This is a genomic window from Vibrio sp. R12-SG2-ISO1 (assembly GCF_059834045.1).
The window spans coordinates 171,964-179,924 of sequence record NZ_JCBDGO010000005.1; the positions used below are offsets into that span (position 1 = coordinate 171,964).

At 43.0% G+C, this 7,961-nt stretch carries 7 protein-coding genes; all 7 read right to left on the reverse strand.

What is annotated here, in order from left to right; translation table 11 throughout:
* Nucleotides 1-940: 940 nt before the first annotated feature.
* Nucleotides 941-1,927 carry a hypothetical protein gene (locus tag AC6R10_RS05135; protein ID WP_500671659.1) on the reverse strand — a complete coding sequence of 329 codons (987 nt, stop codon included), beginning with the start codon at nt 1,925-1,927 and terminating at the stop codon, nt 941-943.
* Between the two features lie 678 nt (nt 1,928-2,605).
* A complete protein-coding gene (locus tag AC6R10_RS05140) occupies nt 2,606-2,950 on the reverse strand; it encodes a hypothetical protein (RefSeq protein WP_500671660.1) in 345 nt (114 codons plus the stop codon).
* A 112-nt stretch (nt 2,951-3,062) separates the two neighbouring features.
* Nucleotides 3,063-3,965: a hypothetical protein gene (locus AC6R10_RS05145; protein WP_500671661.1), complete on the reverse strand. Its 903-nt coding sequence runs from the start codon at nt 3,963-3,965 to the stop codon at nt 3,063-3,065.
* A gap of 144 nt (nt 3,966-4,109) precedes the next feature.
* Nucleotides 4,110-4,607: a P-loop nucleotide/nucleoside kinase family protein gene (locus tag AC6R10_RS05150; RefSeq protein WP_500671662.1), complete on the reverse strand. Its 498-nt coding sequence runs from the start codon at nt 4,605-4,607 to the stop codon at nt 4,110-4,112.
* Between the two features lie 155 nt (nt 4,608-4,762).
* Nucleotides 4,763-5,554 (reverse strand): PhzF family phenazine biosynthesis protein, encoded by a 792-nt coding sequence (locus AC6R10_RS05155; RefSeq protein WP_500671663.1) that lies wholly within the window; start codon nt 5,552-5,554, stop codon nt 4,763-4,765.
* A gap of 217 nt (nt 5,555-5,771) precedes the next feature.
* Entirely contained in the window at nt 5,772-5,975 is a 204-nt protein-coding gene (locus AC6R10_RS05160; protein ID WP_500671664.1) for a hypothetical protein, read from the reverse strand.
* 751 nt (nt 5,976-6,726) lie between these two features.
* Nucleotides 6,727-7,713, reverse strand: a complete 987-nt coding sequence (locus tag AC6R10_RS05165) for a hypothetical protein (RefSeq protein WP_500671659.1) — start codon at nt 7,711-7,713, stop codon at nt 6,727-6,729.
* Between the last annotated feature and the right edge of the window lie 248 nt (nt 7,714-7,961).

Here is a 7,961-nt window from a genome sequence, read left to right on the forward strand (position 1 = left end):
GACCCACTACAATACGGCAAAGAAAGCGGACACAAAATACCCGTTGAAGTTATTGAGGCGGCAATTCTGACGAGCAGATGAACAGCGCATAAACCTGCCCCTGAAACACCAAAACTCCACGCAACTTTACGCCCACGAAACCCGCCACCAACCTGCACGAAACCACAATGAGGCAACCCACGAACATTAAAAAGCACTTGGTTCGAGTGATTCAAGAACTGATACCGACAATGCCAAATTGCCGATAACACCAGACGAATGGCCAGAGATGACGCTGAACTAGCCTTAAAAAATCACCCGCCAACTAACGCCTTGCTAAGTGGCGCTTGCGATGAACTCGCAAAACCCACTGAACTCCAAGCCAAAACCGCCGAGCGTTTGGCGTCCACTTGAGTAACTTGTTAGTTGGCTAGTTCGTTGCTCTGCCAGAAACGCCACCGTACGAAAAAGTAAACCACCGAACCCAAGCGCACAACACCGAAACCCAAGTTACCCACGATTTACTCAAAGTAATGTGAGCCACTACACTCCGGCAAAGAAAGCAGACACAAAACACCCGTTGAAGTTATTGAGGCGGCAATTCTGACGAGCAAATGAAAAGCGCATAAACCCGCCCCTGAAACACCAAAACTCCACGCGACTTTACGCCCACGAAACTGGCAACCAACCGGCTCGAAACCAAAATGAGGCAAATCCACGAACATTGAGAAACGCTTTGGTTTGAGTGATTCAAGAACTGACACCGACAATGCCAAATTGCCGAGGATGCCGAACGAACAGCCTGAGATAACAATGAACTAGCCTCAAAAAACCACCCGCCAACTAACGCCCTGTTAAGGTGTGAGCAACGCAATACCGATGCTTCCGCATACCACCTTAACCACTACACGCAACGCATAGTAAAAATGCCACGCGTTGCGAATCACTCTTAAACAGTTTGTTATATTTTTTTGTCTTTAAAACCTTTTTCGAGCTTCTGTCCTAGTGAAGTGATCAACGCACGCTTTGGTTTTAAGTCTCCAGACTTTTTATCACGCCCATATACGACTGTAATATTGGCTTTATAGTTTCGTTCAAAAGCAATTTGCTCAAGATTCTCGTCTGAGTTAAAGCTAATTGGAATCCTTTTGTTTTCGGAAATCGAAGGGATATGAGCAGCCCAGCCAGTTTTATGACGCTCCAGGTCCATACTGGTAATGTAAACATCGACGTCATTTTGAGGGATAGATACATCGCCCTCATTGAAATCATAACTTGGAAGAGCCTCTACCAACTCGCGATCAAAAGTGACTATTGGTGCATCAGATGCATTGGCACCAGAGAAAAACTTAACTTCAGCTCCCTGCTCTAACTTAGCTGGTGCAATAATTTTTCTTGCTTCTTTAGCAACCTTTGTTTGACCATGCACCTCAATTGCATGAGCAATTGCGGACTGAATTGCATCTGGCGTTGTACCGTATGCCTCAGCTCCTATATTAATGAATATGTTGTTGTTTGCTTGGATTGTAGCAGTGCTCTCGTCGCGCCCACCAAGCAACTTTTTCATATGGTCAAGAGCCATAGAAGCTCCTGTTACAGCAAGTATTGCTACCAGTACAATCAAGCCGTTTCGAATATTCTTGTTAGTTATTCCTGCATTCATAAGTTTTTCATGAGCCCAGTCGTTTACACCAGTTAAATGGCAGTCTAATGATTGCTGGCTACCAAAAGCTAAACCAATTAGTAAAACTTCCCAAAGGCTACCTTTACTGACCTCATCAACGTAAACCTTGATGTCTTCGATAACGAGGCTGTCATCAAGATGTTCAAGCACCGTTGGAAGCATTTTAATTAATTCTGAATACCCTTGTAATGATGCGATAACATCATCCAACGGAATTGGTTCTTTATTGCTATAGTAAATTTTTTCTTGTGACTCAATATACATCTTTATCCTTAGAGCCTAACCTAGCCAATTAAAAATATAACGCCTTGCTAAGTGGCGCCTGCGATGAACCCGCAAAACCCACTGAACTCCAAGCCAAAACCGCCGAGCGTTTGGCGTCCACTTGAGTAACTGGTTAGTTGGCTAGTTCGTTGCTCTACCAGAAACGCCACCGTACGAAAAAGTAAACCACTGAACCCAAGCGCACAACACTGAACCCAAAGTTACCCACGATTTACTCAAAGGAATGTGAGCCACCACACTCCGAGCAAAGAAAGCGGGCACAAAGCACCAGTTGGAGTTGTTGAAGCGGCAATGCTGACGAGCAGACTGATCAACGCATAAACCTGCCCCTGAAACACCAAAACTCCACGCGACTTTACGCCCACGACACTGGCCACCAACCTGCACGAAACCAAAATGAGGCAAACCCGCGAACATTGAAACGTGCTTAGGTTCGAGTAATTCAAGAGCTGATACCGACAATGTTAAACTGCCGATAGTATCGAACGTATGGCCGGAGATGACGATGAACTAGCCCCAAAAATTCACCCGCCAACTAACGCCCAATTAAGTAGCCCGAAACGCACTGGCTAACCTTCCGCATTCCTCGGCAACACAAAACCCGACGCAAACCAAAATCGGCGAGCGTTGAGGGTCTGCTTGAATTGTTTGTTATGTTTACTCTACGACGGCCCCTTCCACTTTCCTTACCTTGGAGCAAGTTCCGTCATCTCTATAATGAGCACACTCCCAAAAAACATCTCTCCAGATGATTTTTTCAGGATTCCAGGCTCTATTTTTGTTAAATACGCAAGTGCATGGAACTTCATCTTTATCAGCGGATTTGAGAGCGCTTTCTAAACTAGCTTTCGCTTCCTCGTACGCTTTTTTGGCTCGTTCATATTCTTGCTTTTTGATCTCTACATTCTTGCGCAATTCACTGACATCTGAGCTTTGCTCTACAGCAAAAGCATTCGATGAGAGCAAAAACAATAACATTATCATTAACTTACGTAAAGTCACGTTTAGTCTCCGTAAACATAACGCCGCATTAAGGTGTGAGTAACGCGACCGCGACACCCAACCATACCACCGTAAACACTGAACTCAACGATGAAATAAAAAATGCCAAGCGTTAGGAATCACTCTTAAATGCTTTGTTATGACTACTTGTTCCCCGAAGTACCTTACAGGCTAGATAGCTCATGTACTGAAGTGTGAACCAAGCCAAAATAGTCACAACAATACTAAAGACTTTGGACTCATTAAAAGGCATTTCCATGCTATGAATACCAAAAAGTGTAGACGCAACACCAACAAACAAACAAACAGCCCATGCGACAAAGTTTGAACTGTGGTCATACTCCTTTGGTATTTGATCAAGCAAAGAGCAAGCCATGAAGCATACAAATGCTATAGTCATTAGAGCATATGTAGGAAAGTGGATAAGGGTAAAATGGCTTGAAGTACCCACTCCTGTTGAAATTACCTTATGCAGATAAATACCATCTTTTCCACTCCTTTCTTTCTGCGCTAAACCATCGATTCCAGATATTCTCGATGATGCTGTAAAATCTGGATTTTTTCCGTCAAGTAGCACTTCTAGAATAAATGAATCGCCAGAATTAAGCAGTGTAGGATTAATTGATATCTGGTGATTTTCAATTGTAGAGGCTAATTCAATTTCTTCAGGCTTAACTTTTACAAATTTATGACCTAGCACCTTTGTATCTTTATCAAAGACAATATTTAAATGAGAGTCAAAGTCTTGTCTTTCAATTGGCACATCACCACTGTTTGTAAACTTAATACCAACAATATGCGGGTTCTCGAGTCTTACATTATCATACTTTATTTCTAGTTTATTCCACTTCTCTAAACCAGCAATCCGACTAGAGAGTTCTATGACATACTGTGGTTCATATTCTAAGTTTTTAGTTGACTCAAATAAGCTCGTCCACATTGGGGAAAAAATGAACAACAATGTAGGAAAAACGACCCCTATGAGCAAAGTTGATATCTTTTTGTTTCTAGTCACCTAAATTATTCCTCATTTTTGTAGTCATAACGCCCTGTTAAGGTGTGAGCAACGCTATACCGAAGCTGCCGCATACCACCTTAAACACTAAAACCAACGCATAGTAAAAATGCCACGCGTTGCGAATCACTCTTAAACAGTTTGTTATGCGTATCCTACCACACGTACCAAGCTAAGCTTTTCACTAGCTGTTGGAGCTTCAAAATATTGGGTTACATGATGAAATACCGCTTCTGTGTCAAACATAGCCCGTTCTGGCACTTCAACCCGACGTTTCGCGATTTGGGACAAGCATTGTTCATCGGTTAAGTCTAAATACCAAAGCTCATGATCACTGTTTACTTCCTGGCACAGTGATATGAACCAAGCTCTTTGCTTAACGGTATTGGCCGGGAAATCCATGACAACGTTAATCCCAACATTTAGCAAGTTTTGAACATGACTTTTAATGAAAGGCTTAATGAGGTTTGAGTACTTAATGTAATCGTCAAACGTTTGAATTTGTGAGGGATAATGAGCTGACAACCAATCATCTTCTGAAATTAGGACTGCATTATTTTCAGCAGCCACAACCTTAGATTTAGTCGATTTTCCTGCCCCCATCTTGCCACAGAAGAAGAACAGCTTTCCCTGATTTTCCATGTTTCCTCCATTTACGCATAACGCCGCGTTAAGTGGTGAGCAACGCTACCCACCAAACCTAAACCATTGTGATGTAAACACTAAAGCTGAATCAAACCGAGAATGCCAAGCGTTGGGAATCCGTCTTAAACGCTTTGTTATAAAGCAGATTTCCACTAAACGTTAATCTTGCCTTTTAGATAAAGAACACCTTTACCTGATAGAACAACAGTCCCATCTGAAACACAGCACTTCACTACACCACCTCTTTTGGAGGCTTGGTAGGCAACTAAATCGGCTTTATCCAATTTGTCAGCCCAATAAGGAGCCAAACCAGAATGAATAGAACCTGTAACTGGATCTTCGTCACCACCGTTTGCTGGCCAAAAGTAACGTGATACGAAATCATACTTATCGGATTTAGCAGTGACTACAACGTCTAACGGTGCAAGCTGTTTCAATTGCTCAGAGATATAAGTGATGTCCAACACTTCTTGCTCACTAGCAAAGACGGCAAAGTAGGCTTGCCTGTTTTTGAGAACCTCTATCGGCTCGTTAGATAGTCCATTCAGTAGTTGTGTCGGGATTGTAGAAACAACCTCAGGTTTCTGGTTGGGGAAAGTCATTTCAATTTCATTCTGTGCATTGAGAATGACATTTAAGTTTCCGACTTCTTTTGTGATGAACTCAATTTGGTTTTCAGCACCGAACTCATTAAACAATACATGAGCAGATGCTAAAGTCGCATGACCGCAGAAATCAATTTCTGTCAGTGGGGAAAACCAGCGAATTTCATACTGATTAGCACCGACATTTTTTATATAGGCAGTTTCTGATAAGTTATTTTCAGCTGCTATATTTTGCATTAGCTCATCAGAAAGCCAATCTTTGACTGGAACTACTGCTGCTGAGTTACCTTTAAACTGTTGAGCTGTAAACGCATCAACTACGAAAATATCCATTTCCAACGTATAAACTCCATTTGCTTTATAACGCCTTGCTAAGTGGCGCCTGCGATAAACCCGCAAAACCCACTGAACTCCAAACCAAAACCGCCGAGCGTTTGGCGTCCACTTGAGTAACTTGTTAGTTGGCTAGTGCGTTGCTGCGCCAGAAACGCCACCGTACGAAAAAGTAAACCACTACAGCCAAGCGCACAACTCCGCACTCGAAGTTACCCACGATTTACGCAAAGGAATGTGAGCCACTGCATTTCAGCAGAGAAAGCAGACTAAACACACCGCCAAAAGTTTTTACGACGACAACGCCAATGAGCGAATTGAAAGCGAAAATAGCGATAACTGAAACAGCAAAACTCAAAGCAACTTTACGCCCACGAAACTGGCAACCAACCTGCACGAAACCAAAATGAGGCAAATCCTCGAACATTGAAAAGCGCTTGGTTTGATTGATTCAAGAACTGATACCGACAATGCCAAATTGCCGATAACACCAGACTAATGGCCAGAGATTACGCTGAAATAGCCCTAAAAAATCACCCGCCAACTAACGCCTTGCTAAGTGGCGCCTGCGATGAATCCGCAAAACCCACTGAACTCCAAGCCAAAACCGCCGAGCGTTTAGCGTCCACTTGAGTAACTTGTTAGTTGGCTAGTGCGTTGCTCTACCAGAAACGCCACCGTACGAAAAAATAAACCACCACAGCCAAGCGCACAACACCGCACCCAAAGTTACCCACGATTTACTCAAAGTAATGTGACCCACTACAATACGGCAAAGAAAGCGGACACAAAATACCCGTTGAAGTTATTGAGGCGGCAATTCTGACGAGCAGATGAACAGCGCATAAACCTGCCCCTGAAACACCAAAACTCCACGCAACTTTACGCCCACGAAACCCGCCACCAACCTGCACGAAACCACAATGAGGCAACCCACGAACATTAAAAAGCACTTGGTTCGAGTGATTCAAGAACTGATACCGACAATGCCAAATTGCCGATAACACCAGACGAATGGCCAGAGATGACGCTGAACTAGCCTTAAAAAATCACCCGCCAACTAACGCCCTGTTAAGGTGTGAGCAACGCAATACCGATGCTTCCGCATACCACCTTAACCACTACACGCAACGCATAGTAAAAATGCCACGCGTTGCGAATCACTCTTAAACAGTTTGTTATATTTTTTTGTCTTTAAAACCTTTTTCGAGCTTCTGTCCTAGTGAAGTGATCAACGCACGCTTTGGTTTTAAGTCTCCAGACTTTTTATCACGCCCATATACGACTGTAATATTGGCTTTATAGTTTCGTTCAAAAGCAATTTGCTCAAGATTCTCGTCTGAGTTAAAGCTAATTGGAATCCTTTTGTTTTCGGAAATCGAAGGGATATGAGCAGCCCAGCCAGTTTTATGACGCTCCAGGTCCATACTGGTAATGTAAACATCGACGTCATTTTGAGGGATAGATACATCGCCCTCATTGAAATCATAACTTGGAAGAGCCTCTACCAACTCGCGATCAAAAGTGACTATTGGTGCATCAGATGCATTGGCACCAGAGAAAAACTTAACTTCAGCTCCCTGCTCTAACTTAGCTGGTGCAATAATTTTTCTTGCTTCTTTAGCAACCTTTGTTTGACCATGCACCTCAATTGCATGAGCAATTGCGGACTGAATTGCATCTGGCGTTGTACCGTATGCCTCAGCTCCTATATTAATGAATATGTTGTTGTTTGCTTGGATTGTAGCAGTGCTCTCGTCGCGCCCACCAAGCAACTTTTTCATATGGTCAAGAGCCATAGAAGCTCCTGTTACAGCAAGTATTGCTACCAGTACAATCAAGCCGTTTCGAATATTCTTGTTAGTTATTCCTGCATTCATAAGTTTTTCATGAGCCCAGTCGTTTACACCAGTTAAATGGCAGTCTAATGATTGCTGGCTACCAAAAGCTAAACCAATTAGTAAAACTTCCCAAAGGCTACCTTTACTGACCTCATCAACGTAAACCTTGATGTCTTCGATAACGAGGCTGTCATCAAGATGTTCAAGCACCGTTGGAAGCATTTTAATTAATTCTGAATACCCTTGTAATGATGCGATAACATCATCCAACGGAATTGGTTCTTTATTGCTATAGTAAATTTTTTCTTGTGACTCAATATACATCTTTATCCTTAGAGCCTAACCTAGCCAATTAAAAATATAACGCCTTGCTAAGTGGCGCCTGCGATGAACCTGCAAAACCCACTGAACTCCAAGCCAAAACCGCCGAGCGTTTGGCGTCCACTTGAGTAACTGGTTAGTTGGCTAGTTCGTTGCTCCGCCAGAAACGCCACCGTACGAAAAAGTAAACCACCGAACCCAAGCACACAACACCGAAACCAAAGTTACCCACGATTTACTCAAAGCAATGT